The organism is Bacillus sp. FSL M8-0049, from assembly GCF_038593355.1.
GTDB classification, from domain to species: domain Bacteria; phylum Bacillota; class Bacilli; order Bacillales; family Bacillaceae; genus Bacillus; species Bacillus safensis.
The window spans coordinates 1,612,591-1,634,710 of the sequence record NZ_CP151986.1; the positions used below are offsets into that span (position 1 = coordinate 1,612,591).

General features: G+C 41.3%; 22 protein-coding genes. All 22 read left to right on the forward strand.

Annotation, left to right across the window (positions count from 1 at the left end; all coding sequences use genetic code 11):
* The first annotated feature begins 74 nt into the window (after nucleotides 1-74).
* The 22 genes from NSU13_RS08235 to dapG all read left to right on the forward strand — a co-directional run bounded on the left by NSU13_RS08235 (nucleotide 75) and on the right by dapG (nucleotide 22,111).
* The gene (locus NSU13_RS08235) at nucleotides 75-1,304 is read left to right on the forward strand and encodes a methionine adenosyltransferase (protein ID WP_342489976.1); all 1,230 of its coding nucleotides are present in this window, start codon (nucleotides 75-77) and stop codon (nucleotides 1,302-1,304) included.
* 5 nt (nucleotides 1,305-1,309) lie between these two features.
* The gene (locus tag NSU13_RS08240; RefSeq protein WP_342489977.1) at nucleotides 1,310-2,344 is read left to right on the forward strand and encodes a hypothetical protein; all 1,035 of its coding nucleotides are present in this window, start codon (nucleotides 1,310-1,312) and stop codon (nucleotides 2,342-2,344) included.
* 13 nt (nucleotides 2,345-2,357) lie between these two features.
* A complete protein-coding gene (locus tag NSU13_RS08245; RefSeq protein WP_051627342.1) occupies nucleotides 2,358-2,909 on the forward strand; it encodes an AAA family ATPase in 552 nt (183 codons plus the stop codon).
* Between the two features lie 4 nt (nucleotides 2,910-2,913).
* Entirely contained in the window at nucleotides 2,914-3,903 is a 990-nt protein-coding gene (locus NSU13_RS08250; protein WP_342489978.1) for a phosphotransferase, read from the forward strand.
* Nucleotides 3,900-4,628: an SDR family NAD(P)-dependent oxidoreductase gene (locus tag NSU13_RS08255; protein WP_327827737.1), complete on the forward strand. Its 729-nt coding sequence runs from the start codon at nucleotides 3,900-3,902 to the stop codon at nucleotides 4,626-4,628. The genes NSU13_RS08250 and NSU13_RS08255 overlap by 4 nt, the downstream gene beginning before the upstream one ends.
* A 14-nt stretch (nucleotides 4,629-4,642) precedes the next feature.
* On the forward strand, nucleotides 4,643-5,416 hold the full coding sequence (locus NSU13_RS08260; RefSeq protein WP_046310991.1) for a glucose 1-dehydrogenase: 774 nt from the start codon (nucleotides 4,643-4,645) through the stop codon (nucleotides 5,414-5,416).
* A gap of 15 nt (nucleotides 5,417-5,431) precedes the next feature.
* On the forward strand, nucleotides 5,432-6,238 hold the full coding sequence (locus NSU13_RS08265; protein WP_034281867.1) for a histidinol-phosphatase: 807 nt from the start codon (nucleotides 5,432-5,434) through the stop codon (nucleotides 6,236-6,238).
* Nucleotides 6,239-6,262: 24 nt separating this feature from the next.
* Nucleotides 6,263-7,345 (forward strand): myo-inositol-1-phosphate synthase, encoded by a 1,083-nt coding sequence (locus NSU13_RS08270; protein WP_034281869.1) that lies wholly within the window; start codon nucleotides 6,263-6,265, stop codon nucleotides 7,343-7,345.
* Between the two features lie 3 nt (nucleotides 7,346-7,348).
* Nucleotides 7,349-8,200: an HAD hydrolase family protein gene (locus NSU13_RS08275; protein WP_342489979.1), complete on the forward strand. Its 852-nt coding sequence runs from the start codon at nucleotides 7,349-7,351 to the stop codon at nucleotides 8,198-8,200.
* Nucleotides 8,201-9,337, forward strand: a complete 1,137-nt coding sequence (locus NSU13_RS08280; protein WP_081124398.1) for an aminoacyl--tRNA ligase-related protein — start codon at nucleotides 8,201-8,203, stop codon at nucleotides 9,335-9,337.
* On the forward strand, nucleotides 9,324-10,454 hold the full coding sequence (locus tag NSU13_RS08285) for a nucleotidyltransferase family protein (RefSeq protein ID WP_342489980.1): 1,131 nt from the start codon (nucleotides 9,324-9,326) through the stop codon (nucleotides 10,452-10,454). Before NSU13_RS08280 ends, NSU13_RS08285 begins: the two co-directional genes overlap by 14 nt.
* Before the next feature lie 4 nt (nucleotides 10,455-10,458).
* Nucleotides 10,459-11,715, forward strand: a complete 1,257-nt coding sequence (locus NSU13_RS08290; protein ID WP_342489981.1) for an ATP-grasp domain-containing protein — start codon at nucleotides 10,459-10,461, stop codon at nucleotides 11,713-11,715.
* Complete coding sequence (locus NSU13_RS08295; RefSeq protein WP_061109876.1) at nucleotides 11,702-13,012, forward strand: hypothetical protein; 1,311 nt, start codon at nucleotides 11,702-11,704, stop codon at nucleotides 13,010-13,012. Before NSU13_RS08290 ends, NSU13_RS08295 begins: the two co-directional genes overlap by 14 nt.
* A complete protein-coding gene (locus NSU13_RS08300; protein ID WP_034281872.1) occupies nucleotides 12,978-14,171 on the forward strand; it encodes an acyl-CoA dehydrogenase family protein in 1,194 nt (397 codons plus the stop codon). The genes NSU13_RS08295 and NSU13_RS08300 overlap by 35 nt, the downstream gene beginning before the upstream one ends.
* 25 nt (nucleotides 14,172-14,196) lie before the next feature.
* Entirely contained in the window at nucleotides 14,197-15,192 is a 996-nt protein-coding gene (locus NSU13_RS08305; protein ID WP_046311001.1) for a hypothetical protein, read from the forward strand.
* On the forward strand, nucleotides 15,161-15,715 hold the full coding sequence (locus tag NSU13_RS08310) for a hypothetical protein (RefSeq protein ID WP_034281877.1): 555 nt from the start codon (nucleotides 15,161-15,163) through the stop codon (nucleotides 15,713-15,715). Before NSU13_RS08305 ends, NSU13_RS08310 begins: the two co-directional genes overlap by 32 nt.
* A gap of 12 nt (nucleotides 15,716-15,727) precedes the next feature.
* On the forward strand, nucleotides 15,728-17,695 hold the full coding sequence (gene asnB / locus NSU13_RS08315) for an asparagine synthase (glutamine-hydrolyzing) (protein WP_328699732.1): 1,968 nt from the start codon (nucleotides 15,728-15,730) through the stop codon (nucleotides 17,693-17,695).
* A 62-nt stretch (nucleotides 17,696-17,757) separates the two neighbouring features.
* The gene (locus NSU13_RS08320) at nucleotides 17,758-18,027 is read left to right on the forward strand and encodes a YlmC/YmxH family sporulation protein (protein ID WP_342489982.1); all 270 of its coding nucleotides are present in this window, start codon (nucleotides 17,758-17,760) and stop codon (nucleotides 18,025-18,027) included.
* A gap of 125 nt (nucleotides 18,028-18,152) precedes the next feature.
* Nucleotides 18,153-19,055: a dipicolinic acid synthetase subunit A gene (gene dpaA, locus NSU13_RS08325; protein ID WP_024424129.1), complete on the forward strand. Its 903-nt coding sequence runs from the start codon at nucleotides 18,153-18,155 to the stop codon at nucleotides 19,053-19,055.
* Complete coding sequence (gene dpaB, locus NSU13_RS08330; RefSeq protein WP_025092602.1) at nucleotides 19,052-19,645, forward strand: dipicolinate synthase subunit B; 594 nt, start codon at nucleotides 19,052-19,054, stop codon at nucleotides 19,643-19,645. Before dpaA ends, dpaB begins: the two co-directional genes overlap by 4 nt.
* 139 nt (nucleotides 19,646-19,784) lie before the next feature.
* Entirely contained in the window at nucleotides 19,785-20,804 is a 1,020-nt protein-coding gene (asd, locus tag NSU13_RS08335) for an aspartate-semialdehyde dehydrogenase (RefSeq protein WP_024427010.1), read from the forward strand.
* A 92-nt stretch (nucleotides 20,805-20,896) separates the two neighbouring features.
* Nucleotides 20,897-22,111, forward strand: a complete 1,215-nt coding sequence (gene dapG, locus NSU13_RS08340; RefSeq protein ID WP_342489983.1) for an aspartate kinase — start codon at nucleotides 20,897-20,899, stop codon at nucleotides 22,109-22,111.
* The last annotated feature ends 9 nt before the right edge of the window (nucleotides 22,112-22,120 follow it).

Consider the following 22,120-nt stretch of genomic DNA (forward strand, 5'->3'; position numbering starts at 1 on the left):
TACCAAATGTTTCATGTTGTTTTAAGATGAACGATCAATATTTTTATATTTTAAAAGAGAGCGGGCGATAGATGATGAAAACAATTCAAAAAACCATTCTTGATATTTTAAAAGGTGATGGCCAAGATATAGAACAAATTCCATATGAGCTTGTGGAACGTAAAGGTGTAGGACATCCAGATACGATGTGTGATGCTATAGCAGAAAGAGCTTCTCAATATTATTCTCAATATTGCATGGAGCATTTTGGCAGAGTGGCACACCACTGGTTTGACAAAGTCATGCTTCTTGGCGGAGATGCTGATGTCACGTATGGGAAAGGGACAATGGTCAAACCGTATCAAGTTGTGTTTGCAGGAAAAGGGGCATACGCATACGGCGATGAGCCCATTCCTCTTAAAAAGATTCTTTTCGATGCGGCAAAGGATGTGTTATTAGAGGTGACAACAGGATTTGATCCTGAAGAACATCTCGTCATCGACTGCCGAATCGTTGATCATCAGGGGGCAGGCCGCAAAAACTCACGATATCGTCCGATGGTTGAAACGGACATGATTGAAATCGGTGATCCAAAGCTTGTGTCAAACGACTGTAACTTACTGCATGCTCATGCGCCATTAAGCCGTCTTGAGAAGCTGGTTCTTTATACAGAGCGTTATGTGAATGGTCCAGAATTTAAAAAGGTCAATCCAGATACCGGCTGGGATGTAAAAATATTTGGAAGCAGACGTCATGAAGATTTCAAACTCATTGTGAACATGCCATTTCTAGCTAAAGATATTCATAGTCTTGAGGAATATTTTGCCCGCAAAAAAGAATGCCAAGATCAAATTGCTCGCTATATTCATGAAACGGTAGGCCTCACGCCTGATCTCATGCTGAACGCAACAGATCGCAATGGCCGTCCGTACTTAACAGCGCTAGGTTCTGTAGCAGATACCGGCGATGTAGGAGTTGTTGGAAGAGGAAATAGATTAAATGGCCTGATCACCCCAATGCGGTCTATGAGTATTGAAGCGCCGGCTGGGAAAAACCCGCTTGATCATACAGGAAAATTATATGGGGTGCTCGCACAACGGCTGGCAGATCAAATTTTTGAGACCATTCAAAAGCCAACAGAAGTGCATATCTTTACTTCAAAAGAGGCACCGCTCCACAACCCTGATGAAATTTCCGTCCGTATTCAGCAGTGGGATGGAAATGAAGTGGATAGAAAAAGAATTGAAGACCTCGTCATGAATGCGGTTCATTCAATGGGCGATGTGACAACAGATTTAATTTTTAAAGGCGTGACAATGTGGTAAAAAGAATGAAAGAAAGAGTCATTGAAGCCGTACATGCATGTATTCATACAAAAGAACCTATGGCAGTGACGATTCATCCCTATGAAATTGAAAAACAACAACAATTGAACCAACACCATCTTCTGTTGATGCTAAAGCCTGAATTAACAAGCATCAAAAAAGGTGTACAGCTTGATCTCATACTAGATGAACTTCTCCACCGATTAGATGATCGTGATGTAGAAATAGGAGCCGTGCGCGTCATATCATCCTTATATTTGAAAGAAAGGAAAATCATTGAAAATCAATATGGGATGCTAAATAAAATTTCTAAAAACGGTCTGAGTGAAGTGTCAGATGCAGCAAAAAAGATGCTGGCTTTGAAATACCCAGAGTTTAAAAAGAAGGAACATTTCATATATGGAGGCCATCAATTTTTACAAAAGTACAAAGAGCTCACGCCGTATGGTTTAGAGCTGTTAACCCGAAACGTCAAGGTAGACAAGCTGGGTGCGGGCACATACGCCATAGAGGCCGAGGTGGATGGAGAAAAGATGCTTCTGCTCAATTCATTCCACCCTTGTCAAATAGAGTGGTTCACTGCACCTGCAAAGTCTATTATCGTCATTGAATGTTTTTCAAAGCAGCCAATGAGGATGTTGAGAGAAGATTTCATTGGTGCAACGGACCCTAAAGAGGCTAAAGCGGGTTCTTTTAAACACATGCTGCTGTCGGAGCAAAAACGGTTAGGTTTATCTAACGTGTGTACTCGGTTTAATGGCATTCACCTGTCACCGGGTCCTGTAGAAGCGATGGCGGGAATGATTCACTATTTTAGTACACCTGATACAAGACTGACTCCCGCGCATACACTTTTTGGCCAGCTGTTAAAGGAAAATGGCTTTTCGGCGGAAGCATTAGATCTATTATGTAAAGATGTGTCCATTCATTCAAGCGAAACGCCCGTATTTGAATTAACAGAAAACCTAAATTGGGATGAAGCACTTGATCTGCTAGTAAAAGTGAGAGACGACATTCAAAAGCATCAACGTGTTCTGTAACGGAGGGAACAACTTGAACAATAAAGGAGCTAGCCAGCGAATTTGGATTGTCGGTCCGCCTGGATCTGGAAAAACAACCCTTGCACATCAATTGAAGCAGGAGTTAACGTTACCTCACTATGAACTCGATGCTCTATTCTGGCAAGCGAACTGGAAAAAAACAGATAAGCCGGTGTTTATCGATAACGTCCATGAAATTGTCAAACAAAAGAAATGGGTCGTCGATGGTCAATATTCATCTGTTCACCACATATTGGCTGAATATGCTGATACGATCATTTGGCTTGATGTCAAGAGAAGACAGACATTCCCCCGTCTCATGAAAAGGACATTCAAACGGCTCATCACAAGGGAGAAACTTTGGAATGGAAATAAGGAGCGAATGGGTAACGCGCTCCAATTTTTCTCATATGCCTTTCAAGTCTATCCAGAGGTGATTCATCAAAACGAAAAGCTTTTTCACAAATTAAAAGAAAAATCTCATGTGAAATGCTTGCGCATAGACAAACGGGACGATGCAGACCAGGTGCTAATGAAAATCAAAAACCTTGAGAAAAAGGGGTGAGGACATGACGACACTAGATGATGCTAATAATGTCCTGAAATATTGGTTTTCTGAACAGCCGATTCGCTTAACACCTTTAAACGGAAGAAGCCCTAATGAAGGATGGCTTGTCGAAACGATCAAAAACCGTTTTGTCTTAAAAAAATGTGCGAGAAATCATGATGCAAAGTGGCTTCAATATTTAGAGGAATTAACAGATGCTCTGCTTGATCATGGCTTCCCGATTCAACCTATGGTGGAGGCAGAAGATCATCGTAAGACCATTTTATTCAAAGAACACTTTTGGCAGCTGCGGCCCTATTTCGAAGGAAGACCATATGAAATGGGAAATCGTTACGATGAACAAGAAGCCATCCGGGTATTAAAACAGCTCCATTCACTGAAGAACTTACCGAAAGGACCTGTGAATCCAAACTGCGAATTGAAGAACTGGATTACTTCTCCGGACGAAACGCTCGGCAAGACGGCTTATGCCCTAAAAAAGGTTGTTTCTTCTAAAAAGGCTGCTGCTTTGCTCAAAGTGTATGAACGGGAACTAATGAATATCATCACGCTGCTAAACCCTAGTATATACGAAGGATTACCTCATGCTGTTACACATGGTGACTTTCATTCTGGCAACCTGTTAATTCGTAACAAAAAGCTTGCCATGGTTCTTGATTTTGATACAGCATGCTTTAGACCGCGAGTATATGATGCAGCCATATCTGCTTTTTTGTTAACGAGAATCAAGAGAGGAACGTTTCAACTAGATATTGTGAAAACGATTCAATTTTTAAAGGCATATGCAGATGACTTATCCGAATATGAATGGCGCTCAATATCTGCGTTTATCAGACTTTTATATATTCCGACAGAGCGGTATTTAACACTGCTGCACACCTATACACCTCACTTACTAAACTGGTATATTGATTGGTCTTTCGAAGCACTAGAATCTGCATCGAACCAGCTGAAGGAAGATTGGTATCTCCAAAAGGAGATGAGAATATGAAGGTCGCTGTTGTCACAGGTGGAAACAGGGGCATAGGCAAAGAAGTATGCAGACAGCTTGCGCAGTGTGGAATGCTTGTTATTTTAACTGCACGGCAGCTTGAGAGTGCCGAAATAGCTGCGTCTGAAATGACTGAGCATGTTGTGCCATTTCAGCTGGATGTAACAAATGATGAATCGGTTGAACGTTTCTCGGCATTTATGAAGAATTCGTTCGGGAAAGTGGATGTGCTCATTAATAATGCCGGTGTCTTTCATGACAACATAAAGGGTCACACATTTCCATCTTTTCTAGATCTTCCTGTATCGACACTCCAAGAAACGATGAATGTGAATGTGTATGGTGCAGTCAGAATGACCAAGGCCGTTTTTCCTTACATGAAAGAAGCTGGATATGGACGGATTGTCAATGTATCTAGCGGTATGGGAAGGCTCTCTGCGATCTACGCTTCAGGCGATGTCAGGCGTGATGGAAAAAGCGGTCCTTACTACCGGATGTCAAAAGCGGCGCTGCATGTTCTCACAAAGGTCACAGCTTTAGAGGGGGCACCCTATTCTATCCTTGCGAATGCAGTGTGTCCTGGCTGGGTACAAACGGACATGGGGACATCAGAGGCTGTTAAAACCATACAGGAAGGTGCATCAGGAATCGTGTGGGCGGCACAGCTGCCCCGAGATGGACCAACAGGAGAATTGTTGAGGGACGGGCAAAGACTTCAGTGGTAAGAGGAGGCAGCTACATGCGAGGGATGAAAGGAAAGACAGTTATTGTGACAGGCGGAGCTCAGGGGATTGGATATGCGGTCGCAGAACGAGCCGCACAAGAAGGCGCACAAGTCGCCATTGCTGATCATCATGTAGATTACGGAATTGCAGCAGAAAAACAGCTCAAAGCAAATGGATATGATGTTTTGTTTATAGAGGCTGATATTGCTGATGAAGCATCCATTGTTTCAATGATCGAAAAAACAGCCAATCATTTTGGGAAAATAGACATGCTGGTGAATTGTGCAGCCGTGTTTATCATGCGGGGTCTTGAAGCAACCGTTGAAGAATGGCGGCGCATTATGGATTTGAATATTATGGGACAAGCGCTTTGTGTCAAACACACGGCGCCTTACATGGAGAAAATAGGAAAAGGATCGATTGTAAATATTGCCTCCATTTCAGGCCACATTGCCCAGCCGAAATATTTAACATATAACGCGACAAAAGCAGCTGTTGTCAATATGACGCGGTGCATGGCAATGGATTTGGCGGATGCAGGTATTCGTGTAAACGCAGTGAATCCCGGCACGGTATGGAACAAAAACAACGAGCGGTTCCATTTAGAAGAGCTTGGATTGACAAGAGAGCAAGCAAATCAGCATCCTGATATTGGCGGGATGCACATGTTGAAACGAACCGCTGATCCAGAAGAGATCGCATCTGCTGTCATCTTCCTTCTTTCAGATGAAGCGAGTTTTATTACAGGAGAAAATTTGATGGTTGACGGCGGCTATACTGCCATGTAGAGGAGTAAAAATTGCATGAAATTTGATCTGCACACACATCATCAACGCTGTGGTCATGCGGAAGGGAACATCAGAGAATATATCGATGAGGCTGTCAAATTAGGTCTGGATTTTATTGGGATATCAGATCACTCTCCGTTCTTTGGTGAAGAGGCTGACCACTTTAAACCATGGGTAGCGATGGCTAAAAGTGAATTTCAATCATATATAGAGGAAGTCCTGCAGTTGAAAAAGGAATATGACGGAAAAATTCACGTGCTGTTAGGTGTCGAATCTGACTATTTTCCAGATCACGAGACCCTTTACCGAGACGTGTATCGACATTATCCATTTGATTATATCATTGGCTCGGTTCATGTCAGTAATGGATATGACCTATTTAACCGGAAACGGTGGGAACAAATCACAGAGCAGAAAGCCATCATTGAAAAAGAAACGTATTACCAGTTAATTAAAATGTCTGCTGAGAGTCAAATGTTCGACGTTTTAGGCCATATTGACGCCTTAAAAGGTTTTTATCCAGAGATTGCTCATCTCAAAACAGAAGCTGTCGATGATGCACTGCAAGCAATTGCGGAGAGTGGTTCTGTCATTGAAGTGAATACCTCTGGCAAAACAAAAGACTGCGGCGGCTGGTATCCATCAATGGATCTATTAGAGCGAGCCAAATTTTATGGTGTGGATGTCACGTTTGGCTCAGATGCCCATCAGCCAGCCCGCGTAGCAGATGATTGGCTGAAAGTAAAAGAGACGCTGAAGGAATTGGGTTACAAGGAATGGTATATCTTTCAATCTCGTCAAAAGCGAAAATTGGCTCTATAAATTCTAAAAAAAGGGGTTATGAAAATGACAAAAGTCCGCGTAGCAATTGCAGGAGTAGGATCATGCGCTTCAAGTATCGTTCAATTTGTAGAATTGGCAAAGGAAAAGATGGATACGCTCTCCGGTGTTATGCATGATGTCATTGGAGGTTATCACTTGTCTGATGTGGAATTTGTTGCAGCTTTTGAAGTAGATCAAAATAAAGTAGGAAAAGATTTATCAGAGGCTATTTTTACTAAACCAACGGCTGCAGTTAAACATATTGATGTTCCGTTTTTCCAAGTACCTGTTGAAGCAGGTCCTTTATGTGATGGTCTTGAAGGAGATTTGTCCAACTGCATTCAGCCGCATGAACATTCATTAAAAATGAACACACATGATGTGACGCAAAGATTAAAGGACGTTCAGGCAGATGTACTAGTCTGCTTCTTACCGACAGGTTCGTTTGAAGCAGTTCGAGTATACGCAGAGGCGTGTGCACACGCGCAAACTGCCTTTATTAATGCGACACCTGAACCAGTGGCAAATGATCCTGAATTTGTCAAAATGTTTGAAGAGTCGAATACCCCGCTCCTTGGAGATGATTTAAGAAGTCATTTAGGTGCCACAACACTGCATACAGCGTTAATTGAGCTATTAAAATCCCGAGGGATTGATATTACCAATACGTACCAATTGAATGTCGGTGGTAATACAGACTTTTTAAACCTTGCCAACCCAATGAGATCAACGAGTAAACAAAAATCGAAGAGAAAAGCATTATTTGCCTCTGGTATTGATGCCAGCGAAGTGGCAGCAGGTCCAAATGGCTATGTCAGCTACTTAGGGGATCATAAAGTCTGCTTCCTGCGATTGGAAGGAAATTCTGTTTTAGATTCAGACATTTCGCTTGAAATCCGTTTACAAGTAGAAGATTCTCCGAATTCAGCTGGTGTTATTGCTAACGCAATGCGCGTAGCAAAAGCAGCTAAAGATATGAATCACAGCGGTGTCATACATGACGTCTGCCCATTCTTATTCAAAAGCCCTCCAATTGGACAAGTAGATTCAGAATCATTGCGTTTATTCAATGAATATGTAGCAAATGCTGAGCTGAAAAAGGTGTGATCAGTGGAAGCAGAACTAAATCTTTGCGAGATAAAATTTGCCGCTTTTGACTTGGATGGAACATTAATTGATGATCGAGGCGAGCTTATTGGTGATGTCTATGGCGCAGTGAATATGCTGCGCCAAAGAGGCATTATTTCAATAATTGTCACAGGCAGAACCTATGATTCTTTCTTCTCTCTGAACTTAGATCCATCTTTACTCAATTTATTTCATCATGATGTTTTGCTGAATGATGGAAATGTGATTTGCCATCATCAAAAGAAAACATTTGACGTTAAACAATATCTAGATGCTGCTATATGCCGGCAGGTTATCTCATCACTTGATGGTCAAGCTGAATTTGTCATGGAATCACACGGGAAGCATGTGGCATCAAGTAAAAGCGCTAAGTTGAAATATTGCATGCTTTACACATTTCCACGAGAAAAAATAGAGGTTGGTCATCAGAAAGAATTCACATTTGACCGTGTGACAAAACTATTTATTTTACCGAAAGAAAAAATAGATATCGCTCATCTATTAAGAGATTGTCATTGTGATGTTGCGGATGCCCAGTTTTTAAATGCACAAGTGGTATCCCCGAAAGGAATTTGTAAGGCGGATATGCTTGAACGCCATTTATTAGATTGTTTTGGAGAAAGTGATTTAAATCGTGTGATTGCTTTTGGAAATGGTCATAATGACAGACTGCTGCTCAAGAAGGCGAGGTGGGGGCTGGCAGTTCAAGATAGCCAACCATCGGCGATTGAGTTATGTGATGTTCATCTGGGGGAGTCTATTTATAACTATCTTGATAAAGCTTCACAACCATTAGAAGCATCAAAAGTGATCAATAAAAAGGGAGGAATTTAGTTGAGAACCCTTCAGCTGCCTTTACCAGATGCAATAGAAGATACAATGATACCAGATTTTGTGGAAAGAGTTTCTTTTCTATCAGCCCATATTTTGCACGTTGATCTTCTTGAAGAGGAATCTGTTATTGAAGTAACAGTCGATCATACAGGAGATGCAGAGGCAATATCAGCTGCGTTTTTAAAGTTATCGTCAAATGTAGCTCAACTGCGGAGGTTTCGTGAAAAGGAAATGAAATCAAATATTCATTTAAAAAGTGAGCCTGTTCATTCGAAACTAAGCGGGGATGACCAAAAGAGAACTTTCTATGACGAAATTGAAATGGAACTCGCACACTATTTTGATCAATTATTCTTAAATATGGGGGCTTCACTTGGGGCCAAATTAAGAAAATACCCTTCTACGATGAGTAAAGAATTAATGGAAAAGTGTAAATACCATACAAATTTTCCGCAAAATATTTATTCTGTTTTTGAAATACCTCATGATTACCAGGTTATTGATGACATTCGAGAAAAGCATCATGGTTTTCTGCCTGAACACTTCCAGCAAGCAGGCCGTTTTTTACAGCCGTGCATTTGTTATCACTGCTACGAGGAATGGGAAGGGAAGACCTATACAGACAATCAAATGATGACAGCAGCGGGGCAGTGTTTTAGACATGAAATTTCTTGGAAAGTAGATCCTCTAAGGAAACTAGAATTTAGTATGCGTGAAATTGTCTTTATCGGTGATAACGAATACATTAACGAAACAAGAAAAACACTTCTTGAACACACATGGCAATGTTTTCATCAGCTTGGCCTTAGTGGTAAGGTCACCACCGCAAATGACCCCTTTTTCTTTTATGATGATATGGATAAAGCGAATTATCAATTAATGGCAAACAGCAAATATGAGTTAGTAGCTGTGACAGAAAAGAAAGACGTTTCGATCGCTTCATTTAACGACTGTGGAGAGATGCTTTGTGAAAGGTTCCAAATCAAGGGAGAAAATGATAAGCCGCTTTATTCGGGTTGTGCCGCATTTGGTATCGACCGATGGGTTCAAGTATTTTTACAAACATACGGTCGAAATAAAACGAATTGGCCGGATGAGATGCTTCATATAAAGGAGGGTCACTATGCTGCAAAGTAATCTGACTCAAGAAGAGCACACAGCCCTCATTTTATCTACTCCTTTTTTAGAAGACAGCCAGATAGAAGAGATGCAGGAGCTTCTGTATCAGCAGCAAGACTGGAATGTCATTCTTGGAATGCTGCATGTTCATCGGACAGCTGGTATTGCATGGAAAAATATTAAACGTTACGCCATTCATTTAAGAAAAGATTTTAAAGCAACTTATTTTTTAAAGTCATTAGAGATTATGTATAAGGGGCAACTAGAAACGGCACGAGACAATATCACGTTAAACGATCAGTTATTTCAAGCACTTGATCAAAAAGGAATTGAATATGCCATTGTAAAAGGAAGTGTGATTGGCCAGTGGGCATACGGCGATGTAGGGCTTCGCTTATTTGGGGACAACGATCTCTTTATCTCACAAGATCAGCTGCAAGAAACTGGACATGTATTAAAAGAATTAGGCTATATTCAAGGTTCTTGGAATTATGAAACGGAGACAGTCACACCTGCGAAACGAAAAGACATTCTTTACCTCATCATGAACTCACATCAAACCTACACCTACATGAAACCTACACCAGAATGCCGCTTTATTGACTGTCATAAAATTGATGTTCAGTTTTCAGTTGACCTCATGACAGGAAACCGGACAGATTCAATTGTCCAAGAAATGCTGTCTAGACGAATTCAAACGTCTGTTGACGATCACCTTGTATGGTCATTAAAAGAAGAGGATATGCTGATTTTCTTATGTATTCATTTTTACAAAGAGGCGATTTATTTAAATGAAGTGGAGTCAATGAAAGATTTACTGCTTTATAAGCTGCTTGATATATATGGCATGTTTATGAGAGAAGACCTATTGGATGTGGAGTTGTTTGTCCGTCGAACGAAAGCGTATGGCTTTGGAAAGATGGTCTATTTTGCTTTGCATTATGTGAATGAAGTCTTTCCTCATACGATTCCTGATCTTGTCATGGAGGCACTTCAGCCTGAATCACTTTCTTATTTATCCGAAGTGCTGGATGCAAATGATGTCGTTCATACATGGAATCAGCCTATTCGTAAACGATTCTTTCACATTAATCGGTCTTTAGAAATTAAAAAGCATTCTGTTCATAAGGAGTAGTGTGATGAAAGATCCGGCAGCTCTATTTGATTTTAAGGGAAGAAACGACGTGATATGGTTTGGGAATATGAATCAAGAACAAATCTGGGATCAAACAAAGGCTTTACCTGTTTTGACAGACCATGTTCAAAATGAACTCGTTCTTCAGCAAGAACAACAACTGCTTTTGATTGCTTCTAAGGATCATCATGTCATCATGCATCATCAGCCAGAACCAGCTTTTTTAGCCTATTTGGAAAAGCAGGGTATCAAGCTTCCACATATGATTCAAAAAGAAGATGCGTTCAATTTAAAGGGACTCATTGTACCCTATCTTTTAGATGAATCGGTTGATCAAGATTCGTCACTTGAAAAAAGAAAGATTTATGGTTCAAATCCAACACTCGTAAAGCGATTTAATCATAAGATTTCAACTAGAAAGTGGGCAGAAGAACATCAGTTTAATGTTACGTGTGGTGCTGTTTGTCAAAATGCTGACGAGTTAAAACAGACGTATGAAGAATTAAGGGCGAATCATTTCTCAAAAATGGTTCTGAAATTACCTTATGGATCATCTGGTAAGGGACTTCGTATTTTAAAAAACGAGAGAGAATTCATGCAGTTAGTGACCTTTATTGAAAGAAGAAAAATCCAAACAGACCTCCTCTTAGAGGGATGGCATCCAATTAAGCGATCTTTAAATGCCCAATTGCTCATTCAAGAGGAAGGATCACACTTACTTTCAATTACAGAACAGAAAATCAATGAGGACGGCATCTACTTAGGGACGAATTTTGCGCCTATTTATGAACAGGACAAAAAACGTGAATATGAAGTAAGCATGCATCGAATCATAGAGCTTCTATATGCAGAAGGGTATCGAGGCGTGGTTGGCGTTGATTCGATCATTGATATAAATGAACAGCTCATACCGATCATTGAAATAAATGCACGGTTTACGCAGGTTACTTATTTACTCCCAATCATTTGCCGTTTTTTTTCAACCTACGAATATATTGAAAGCCGCTTTAAAAGATTCTCAAGCAGTGCCGACCTGCCGTTTGAAGGTGTGTTAACGGAGGTAACAGAAGCACTCGATCCCGGAGAAGAAGGTGGGTTTTTTATTTATACTTTCGGTAAAACGAGAGCGGATGATATGTGGCACTATCGACTGTTTATATTGTTTTACCATATGAAGAAGGACAAGCAGATTCATATGCTGACAAAGTTTGATGATATGGAATTTTCAGCTGAAAGGGGGAGAGAATTTGCCGAAAAATGACGCTACGCTCTTAGAGAAAGCGAATGGTTATGGGACGCCGATGTATGTATACGATGGAGATGCATTAAAAGATCACTATGATCACATTACAGCATGGCTCCATCAATCAGCTGAGGTGTTCTTTTCATTTAAGTCCAATGGAAATGCCTCAATTGCGTCACTGTTACGGTCTTTTGGGGCTGGTATAGAAGTGGCTTCTGCAGGGGAGCTCCTTATGGCTGTAAAAGCAGGTTATTCCCCGGAGCATATCATTTTTTCTGGCCCTGGTAAGCAGAAGCAAGAGATCGATGCCGCTATTCAGCATGAGATCTATTGTATTATCGCCGAATCAAAGGAAGAGCTCATTTATATCGCTGAGTCTGCAAAGCATCAGGATAAACAGGCATCAGTAGGCATTCGGATTAATCCTGAATCCATTGAGTCACGGGCAAAAATCAAAATGGGCGGAGTTCCAAGTCCATTTGGGATAGATGAATCCAAACTGAAAGACGTATTTGACCTATTTCAGAAGTATGATCATTCGCTCTTATTTAAAGGGATTCATATGTATTTGGGAACGCAGGTTCTTGATGAAACATCGCTTTTATCATCGTTTGAATACACGCTCAATACAGCTGTTCGAATCAAGAATGAATTTGGACTAACATGCCAGATGGTTGATTTAGGCGGCGGGTTTGGCATTCCGTATTTTCAGCATGAGACACCTCTTCATGCTGAACGTTTATTTCAAAACGTAGCGGAATTGATTCGAACGTACGAAACTGAGCTGGAATTTCCGAGGTTTATTATTGAGATGGGGAGATTCCTTTTAGCGGAATGTGGGGTTTATTTAACCACTATACAATATGTAAAAGAATCAAAAGGACAGACGTTTTTAATTGCAGATGGAGGAATGCATCATCATCAAGCGATGACGTTTAGAGGCAGGCTGCTCCGCAATAATTATCCAATGCGGCTCATTAAACCTTCCAGCAAGCCCTCAGCTGTAGTGAAACAATCGATTGTAGGTCCACTATGTACTCCAGAAGACTTAATTGGCCGGCAGGTGGAGCTTCCGCAAGGCGATGTAGGTGATCTTCTTTGTATTGAGAAATCTGGGGCATATGGACTTTGCTACAGTCCTACCTTATTTTTAGGTCATTCTTCTCCGCTAGAGCTGCTTTTGTTTGAAGGAAACGATTATATCATTCGAGAGAGAGGGACCCCGGATGATCTTTTATTAAAACAAAATAGATTATTCTTTAGACAAAGGAGGGATGAATATGACACTGACAGAGCTACGTCAAGAAACGATTGATCGTCTTATTTTGCAATTTTCGGAAAGGGCGAGTCAGCTTGATGACAAATTTCAGTTCCCGCATCAAAATCTAGACGAACTGATTGATTGTGGATTACATGTCGCCAATATGCCGAAACAAGACGGGGGTCTTGGTTATGGATTTGAAGAAACGGTGACTCTTTTGTCACACATATCTAAAGGATGCGCGTCGACAGGACTCATTATGGCGATGCATTACTATTCGCTCGGCGCATTTTCTGAAGTGCTTACAAGTGAGCAGCAGGCCATGGTTTTTGACGATATTCGGCGTTCAGGAGAACTAATCGCTTCTGTTAGCGATCCGAATGTGATTTTTATTTATCAGCGTAAGCAAATGGACGGAATTCCGACCATTACCGCAGAAAAAACAGATGGCGGATATCTTGTGAGCGGAACTAAATTTACAGTAACTGGTGCACCGCGCATTAAATATTTACCGATTTATTGTCAGTATGCTCCGTCGTCATGCACATCTCAATATGGAATGACGGCTCTATTAATGACATTACCTACTGAAGGCGCTGCGATTGAAGAATCGTGGAATTATTCGGGCATGAGGGCATCGATGAGTCATCACATTCATTTTGACCAAGTGTTTATACCCGATCATCAGCTAATCGGACGGGAAGGCTACGCGATAGAAGATACTGAAAATTTAATTTACTGGTTTCGTCTAGCTGTTACAGCTGTTTATTATGGCATTGCAAAAGCAGCATATGAACATGCCCTCGGTATGGCATATAAAAGAAATGATCGAATTTCCAAGAAAAAATCAGCCTTTTTACCAGGTCCACAATTTCGTATTGCAGATATGAAAATTAAATTAGATGTTGCACATTCTCAGCTTATGGCTTGCGCTCAGCAAGCAGATCAAGAAAAGAAACAAAATCATTACTCAAGTGATTTGTATACGAAGACACTGATTACAAAACATTTTGTGACGCAAGCAGCAGAAGAAATCGTGCAGCTAGCTTCTCAGGTCGAGGGTTTTTCTTCATTACAGCAAGGATCTTTGCTCGAGCGTTTAAGCCGAGATGTGAAAGCGGCAAAATTTCATCCGCCTTCTGAAGATTTATTAAAAGAAGTGATTGCGAAAAAAGAGCTGGGCATTATCCCGTTAAAAAATCGATGGGTATGATGGCAAGAAAAAGGAGGAGACATAAGTGGCTACTGCAGCACCTATTTACCGGAACAATTACTTAAACTGTTCTCAATTAACGATTGCAGCCATGCTTCTTAGAAAAGGGATTGAAATTGATAGGATTTGGAGGCAGGCCGGCCTTGTTTATAGACCCCAAGACAAAGGGTTTGTTTTGATCGGTTCCTTTAAACATTTTCGTGAGGATATTCTTCATCATAATGGCATTCATTTAGAAGAAATTTTTTACACGGAAGAGGAATTAGACCTCTATATCAATCGTGTGTTTAAACAGCATCCAAGCGGAGGGACTGTGTCTGTTTCCCTAGATATATTTGACTTACCGTACTGTCCATTTTACGAAAGAGAACATGGGTATCACACATTGGAAGTACTTGAGGTGAATGATGATCATGCAGTGGTCAGTGATCATGCATACTCCTATCATGGCACATTGAGTAAAGACCATTTGATGAAAGCGGCGCGCTCTGTATATGAACATACACCTCGAACCGAAAATCGTTATAAGTGGATTAAACATGTGGAACTTCAGAAAGAACCGGATGTGTTGGTGATATTAAAAGAGCATGCGGCCATATTAGAAGGAGCACCGCCGCATTTTGATTTGCCTGGAGCTGTCACAGGGCTGGGCGCTATTTCAGTCATTCAAAGGGATTATATTGATAGTATCAAAGACAATGAAACTGGAAATTTATTAGACAATGTTTACTTTGAAGGACTAAAGGATGTGGCTAACTCCAGAAAACATATGGTGACATTCCTATCTTCTTATGAAAATGAGCTTTTACATCCCCTTATTCAAGCGTTTGAAGATGCTTATCAAAGCTGGACAGTACTCGCCAATTTTACGGCTAGAGTAGGCCTCAGTAAAAATCCTCGCAGTATGATAGAAAGAACGGCGAATCGGTTTCAAAAAACATTAGAAGTGGAGACCAGCCTGCTCACAGAACTAAAAGAGGTGATTCAAAATGAAGACTTATCAAACTCTTTCTCTTCATGATTATGTCAATAACAGAGGCATCACATATCAAAATGAATATGAAAAAGGCCAATTAACAATTGGCGGAGCTTCTTTGCCGGCTGAGTTAATTATGAACGTGCAAGATCCTTTTATCGAAGGGATTCCATTTCAGTTCATATATCAAGATCAAGGAGACAATATTGAATTAGAGGGACAGTCTCTTCATTTTCCGCCACTTGAAGCAGAAGCGCTTCATGTCGTTGGCTGTTCATCCAATGGCAATCTTTACGAAGAGATTTCATTATTACGAGAGGGGAACGTTGTCTGTGAGACTCGGCTTTCATTAACGGATGTGATTGAACGTGAACCTGCATTTCATGATCGAGCGGCATATGCATTTGATTATATTCATACGGTATCCGGCATTAATCATCATATGACATCAAACCTATGGCTTGATTCGCTCACCTTCTCGAAAAAAGTAGTTTTTGATGAAATTCGCTTTCAAGATAATCCATTTATGCATATTTTCGCAATGACGATTCAGCAGTCAAATCATTAATGGAAGGGAGCCATGTCTATGTGCGGCATTGCAGGTTATTGTCATTTTAACCAAGCACCACTAGATCCTCACATCTTACTGAAGATGAAAAACGCCCTTGCTGTGCGTGGACCTGATGATAGTGGTGTATATCAAGATGACTCAGTTGGTTTGGTTCATACGCGGCTTTCCATTATTGATATTCAATCTGGACCGCAGCCAATAACAAATGAAGATGATTCTATCTGTGTGATTCTAAATGGTGAGATTTATAATTTCAAAGATTTAAGAGAGAAATTATGGAATAAAGGCCATTTGTTTCGTACGCAGACAGATACAGAAGTACTTGTTCATGGTTATGAAGAATACGGAATTTCCTTTGTTGAGCAATTAAACGGAATGTTTGCAGCTGCGATATGGGATAAAAAGAAGAAAGCACTTTATTTGTTTAGAGACCGGTCTGGGATCAAACCGCTGTATGTTTCAGAATGCCGGGGAGGGCTTATTTTTGGATCGGAAATGAAGGCTCTTTTTCAGCATCCTGACATAAAAACTACTATTGAGCCGGAGGCTGTTCTTAGTTATTTATCCTTCCGTTATTCGATCGGAGAGCAGACTTTTTTTCAAGGAATTCAAAAATTACCCCCAGGTGTTATCTTGAGAATAGATGAAACAGGCATAACAAAAGAGGCCTACTGGCAATATCCGCTTCCGGCTGATGGGATCGATCGGGGAGAACGTTATTATCAAAAGGAATTGTTTGAATTAATTCAAGATAGTGTGCAAAAACAGATGATGTCTGATGTGCCTGTGGGAGCTTTTTTGAGCGGGGGAGTGGATTCGACTTCGATTGTCGCTTTGATGTCCAAATACAAAAACGAGAATATTCATTGTTTTTCGACCAGCTTTGAAGAGGAAGGCTTTTCTGAAGAAAGTTATGCCAAACTCGCGGCAGATCAATACAATGTCAAGCTTCACTCACATCGAATGAGTGAAGAAGAGTACTTTCAATTACTGCCTGAAGTTGTGAAGCGAAGAGATCATCCTCTTTCTATTCCTCATGAAGTCGCTTTTTACCATATGTCACGGGAAGCAAAAAAGCACGTGACGGTTGTTTTATGTGGTGAAGGAGCGGATGAATTGTTTGCAGGTTATGGACGTGTCTTTAGGAGTCCAGCAGATTGGAGGAAAATTTTATGGCTTCAAAAAAACCGAAAACTGTCCTCCATCCTTTCTAAGGTATTATTTGAACCATCCTTTCAGCACGAGGTGCATCAAATGATCCACCTTGAAGGTGAGATGGATCATTACAAAAAAAGGTATGCATGGTTTACTGCTGGCGAAAAAGAGCTGCTTTTAAGGCGTCACGCTGATTCAATTGATCCTCCTGACTCTCACATGAACCAGTTTATTGCCCATTGTTTTCAAAAGATGGAGGGGGAGTCGTATGAAAATAAACTGCTCTATTTATTTCAGCAGATTCATTTACCCAATCTGTTAGACCGGCTGGATATGATGACGATGTCACATGGACTAGAAGCGCGTGTTCCATTTCTTGATCATCGCATCATCCAATTTGTCAATGACATGCCCTTTAAATATAAGCTTCCTTATAAAGGACTGCCTAGCAGGCTGCAAGCCTTTTTTCAGTCGAGTCTCAAAACAAGTGAGGTACAAGACATTCCGAAATATATGTTAAAAAAGACAATGGAGCAAACGGTGGATAAGCGTATATTATATAGAAGAAAAATGGGTTTTCCGGTTCCTGTGTATCATTGGATGAGCAAAAGGATGAAAGAAATCGAAGAGAAGCTTCTTGACCAACAAAGCTTTGCAACAGAACTGTTTCAAAGAAAGCCGCTAGAGCAATTTTTACGAAATCATTCGAATCAGAAAAACAAAAATGGAGCGGATCAAAAAGTCTGGATGCTTTACAACTTGGAATTATGGCATGATCACTACATGAAAGAGGCGCGGCTTCCTCTCCAAACTAGTCATTAAAGAGATCCGGTCTATTCCTCTTGCCTGCTGCATATATGATACGGAAGGGAAGTGATGCGATTTTGAGGCTGAGTGAACTGTCAGGAAAAGAGATCGTCGATATTAAACGAGCGGAGCGGCTTGGCGTGCTTGGACAAACCGACCTTGAAATCGATGAACAGGACGGTCAAATTACAGCACTCATTATACCTTCCGTGAAGTGGTTTGGTTTTCGAAAACAAGGAAATGACATCCGCGTCCCGTGGAATCACATTCAAAAAATAGGATCAGATATGATCATTCTCGATGTGCCTGAAGAACTTCAGCCGCACGGAGAAAAAGAGCACCCATAATAATGGGTGCTCTTTTTCTTTTCTCTCTCTGATTCGTTCACAGGCTGAATCCTCTCCTCATATGCTGAAAGGGAGATTCAGAAAATATTACAGACTTTTTTAAATAAAGAAGGTGAACGGTCAGTATGTTGAGCGGTTTAACGGTTGCGGTGATCGGGGGAGATGCAAGGCAGCTTGAAATTATTCGCAAGTTGTCACAGCAGCATGCCAAAGTATTTTTGGTTGGATTTGACCAGCTGGATCATGGATTTATCGGTGCTGAAAAGCTGAAAATGTCTGAACTTCCATTCGAACAAGTAGACAGTATGATCCTGCCAGTATCTGGGACAACGGATGAAGGCGCTGTTGCTACCGTTTTTTCAAACGAGCAGGTCTTGCTGGAAGCTAAATATTTAGAAAGAACCCCTGCCCATTGTATCTTGTACTCAGGTATTTCAAATACGTACTTAGACAATCTGGCAAAGCAGGTGAACCGGAAGCTTGTGAAGCTGTTTGAGCGAGATGATATTGCCATATATAACTCTATTCCAACAGTTGAAGGAATTATCATGATGGCCATTCAGCAAACGGACTATACGATTCACGGGTCTCATGTCGCTGTTCTCGGACTTGGAAGAACAGGACTCACCATTGCCCGCACATTTCGGGCACTAGGGGCAGACGTAAAAGTAGGGGCGGCAGACACAGCACATTTAGCACGGGCATTTGAGATGGGGCTTAATCCATTTTCAATGGACCAGTTAAAAGAGGAAGTAACGGATGTTGATATTATCATCAATACCATTCCAAGTCTTGTATTAGATTCATCTGTCATCGTCAGCATGACACCAAAGACACTCATTTTGGATATCGCCTCACGCCCAGGCGGAACAGACTTTGACTTTGCACAAAAGCACGGAGTGAAGGCACTTCTTGCACCAGGACTCCCGGGGATTGTTGCACCAAAAACAGCAGGACAAATCATTGCAAAAGTGCTTTCCGGGCTTTTATGTGAACTTGCGGAGGAAAAAAGGGGGATGGAATCATGACAACATTAAAAGGGAAAAGAATCGGTTTTGGTTTAACAGGTTCCCACTGTACGTATGAAGCTGTTTTTCCGCAAATCGAAGCGCTTGTAAAAGAAGGGGCAGAGGTGCGTCCAGTGGTGTCGTACACGGTGCAGAGCACGAATACGAGATTTGGAGATGGAGCCGAGTGGATCGACCGGATTGAGAAGCTGACTGGTTTTCAAGCGATTGACTCAATCGTGAAAGCAGAGCCGCTCGGACCTAAGCTGCCGCTTGATTGTATGGTTATTGCTCCTCTAACTGGTAACTCGATGGCGAAATTTGCAAATGCCATGACAGACAGTCCTGTTTTAATGGCTGCTAAAGCAACCATACGGAATCATCGACCAGTCGTTTTAGGTATCTCAACAAATGATGCGTTAGGTTTAAATGGTACAAATCTGATGAGGCTCATGTCGACAAAGAATATTTTCTTTATTCCGTTTGGTCAGGATGATCCATTCAAAAAACCGACTTCTATGGTCGCGAACATGGATCTGCTATCTCAAACAGTAGAAGAGGCACTCCAGCATAGACAAATTCAACCAATTTTAATTGGACCAAACGAATAATAGATTCACTAGAAAATCATGAAAGATTCAAAAAAGATGCTTCAAGCCTTGCTTTTCTATGGTAAAATAAAATGTAAAAAGTCATAGGATGGCCATCCGAAAGAAAAGAATCATGGATGGGTCGGAAGGAGTTTTACTGATGGGAAGAGGATTGCATGTAGCTGTAGTTGGAGCGACTGGAGCTGTCGGTCAACAAATGTTAAAAACACTAGCTGACAGAGATTTTGAAATGGATACACTTACTCTACTATCCTCAAAACGTTCTGCTGGAACAAAAGTGACATTCAGAGGTCAAGAGTACACTGTTCAGGAAGCAACACCTGAAAGCTTTGAAGGAGTGAACATCGCATTATTCAGTGCTGGAGGAAATGTTTCTAAAGCGCTGGCTCCTGAAGCAGTCAAACGAGGTGCGATTGTTGTTGACAACACAAGTGCTTTTCGTATGGACGAAAACATCCCTCTTGTCGTACCAGAGGTAAACGAAAAAGATTTGCATGATCATCAAGGGATCATTGCAAACCCTAACTGTTCAACGATTCAAATGGTAGCGGCATTAGAACCGCTTCGTCAGGCATATGGAATGAAAAAAGTCATTGTCTCTACGTATCAAGCAGTATCAGGTGCGGGACATGAAGCCATTGACGAACTATACAGCCAATCACAAGCCATTTTAAATAAAGAGGATGTAACACCAGAAGTCATGCCTTATCAAATTGCATTTAATGCGATCCCGCAAATTGATAAATTCCAAGACAACGGTTATACATTCGAAGAAATGAAAATGATCAATGAAACGAAAAAAATCATGCATATGCCTGAGCTGGAAGTAGCGGCAACATGCGTAAGGCTTCCAATTGAAACAGGTCATTCAGAATCTGTCTACGTCGAACTAGAATCAAATGATGCAACAGTGGAAGACCTCAAATCAATTCTAAAAGATGCACCAGGAATTACGCTGCAAGATGATCCGTCTCAGCAAATTTATCCAATGCCTGCAGATGCTGTTGGGAAAAACGACGTATTTGTCGGCCGCATTCGGAAAGATTTGGACCGTCCAAACGGGTTCCATATGTGGATTGTATCTGATAACCTGCTTAAAGGCGCTGCATGGAACTCAGTTCAAATTGCAGAAAGCTTAAAAGCATTAAAATTAGTTTAACATTCAATGGATGATGAGGACGAACAGAAGAGAGTTAGGCATCTTTCGCCTGCTCTCTTCTGTTACGTCAGAATGAACTTGGAGTGAAAACAGTGAAAATAATTGTCCAAAAATTTGGCGGTACATCTGTCAAAGATGATCAAGGTAGAAAAAGGGCACTTGCACATATCTTATCTGCAAAAGAGAAAGGCTATAAGTCGGTTGTTGTCGTTTCTGCAATGGGACGAAAAGGTGATCCCTATGCGACAGATACGCTGCTCGGTCTGCTTTACGGCAGCGCGCAGAACATGACAAATCGAGAAAAAGACTTGCTTGTTTCCTGCGGAGAGAATATCTCAGCTGTTGTGTTTTCAAGTATGCTGAATGAAAACGGTCTAAAGGCTGTAGCGATGACTGGAGCTCAGGCGGGCTTTGTGACAGATAAGGAGCATACAAGTGCGAAAATTATTGACATGAAGTGCGAACGTCTGGAGGCAGCAATCTCTGAACATGATGTGGTCGTTGTCGCTGGGTTCCAGGGAGCCGCGAAAAATGGAGACGTGACAACAATCGGACGAGGTGGCAGTGATACGTCCGCTGCTGCTTTAGGCGCTGCATTGCAGGCAGACTTTATTGATATTTTTACAGATGTAGAAGGCGTTATGACAGCAGATCCCCGCATTGTTGAAAATGCAAAACCGCTGAGAGTCGTGACATATACGGAAATTTGCAACCTCGCATATCAAGGGGCAAAAGTCATTCACCCGCGAGCTGTCGAAATTGCGATGCAGGCAAAAGTACCAATGAGGGTCCGTTCAACATACTCTGATGATGAGGGCACACTCGTTACATCACATTACTCAGATAAAATGAGCCATGATGTGTATGACCGCCTCATTACGGGTATTGCACATGTCAATGATGTGACACAAATCAAAGTCCCTGCAAAAGAAGGTCAGTACAGCGTACAAACAGAGGTCTTCAAAGCAATGGCAAACGCACAAATCAGTGTCGACTTCTTCAACATCACACCGAGTGAAATTGTGTATACAGTGACAGGTGCAATGACTGAAAAGGCAACGTCGATCCTAAAAGAACTTGGCTATACACCAATTGTGACAACAAATTGTGCGAAAGTATCAGCTGTTGGCGCAGGCATTATGGGTGTACCAGGTGTCACATCGAAAATTGTAACGGCTCTATCCGAGCAAAACATTCCGATTTTACAATCGGCTGACAGTCATACGACCATTTGGGTGTTAGTGAACGAAGAAAACATGAGAGCGGCTGTCAATGCCCTGCATGAAGTGTTTGAACTTTCAAGATAAATGTGATTG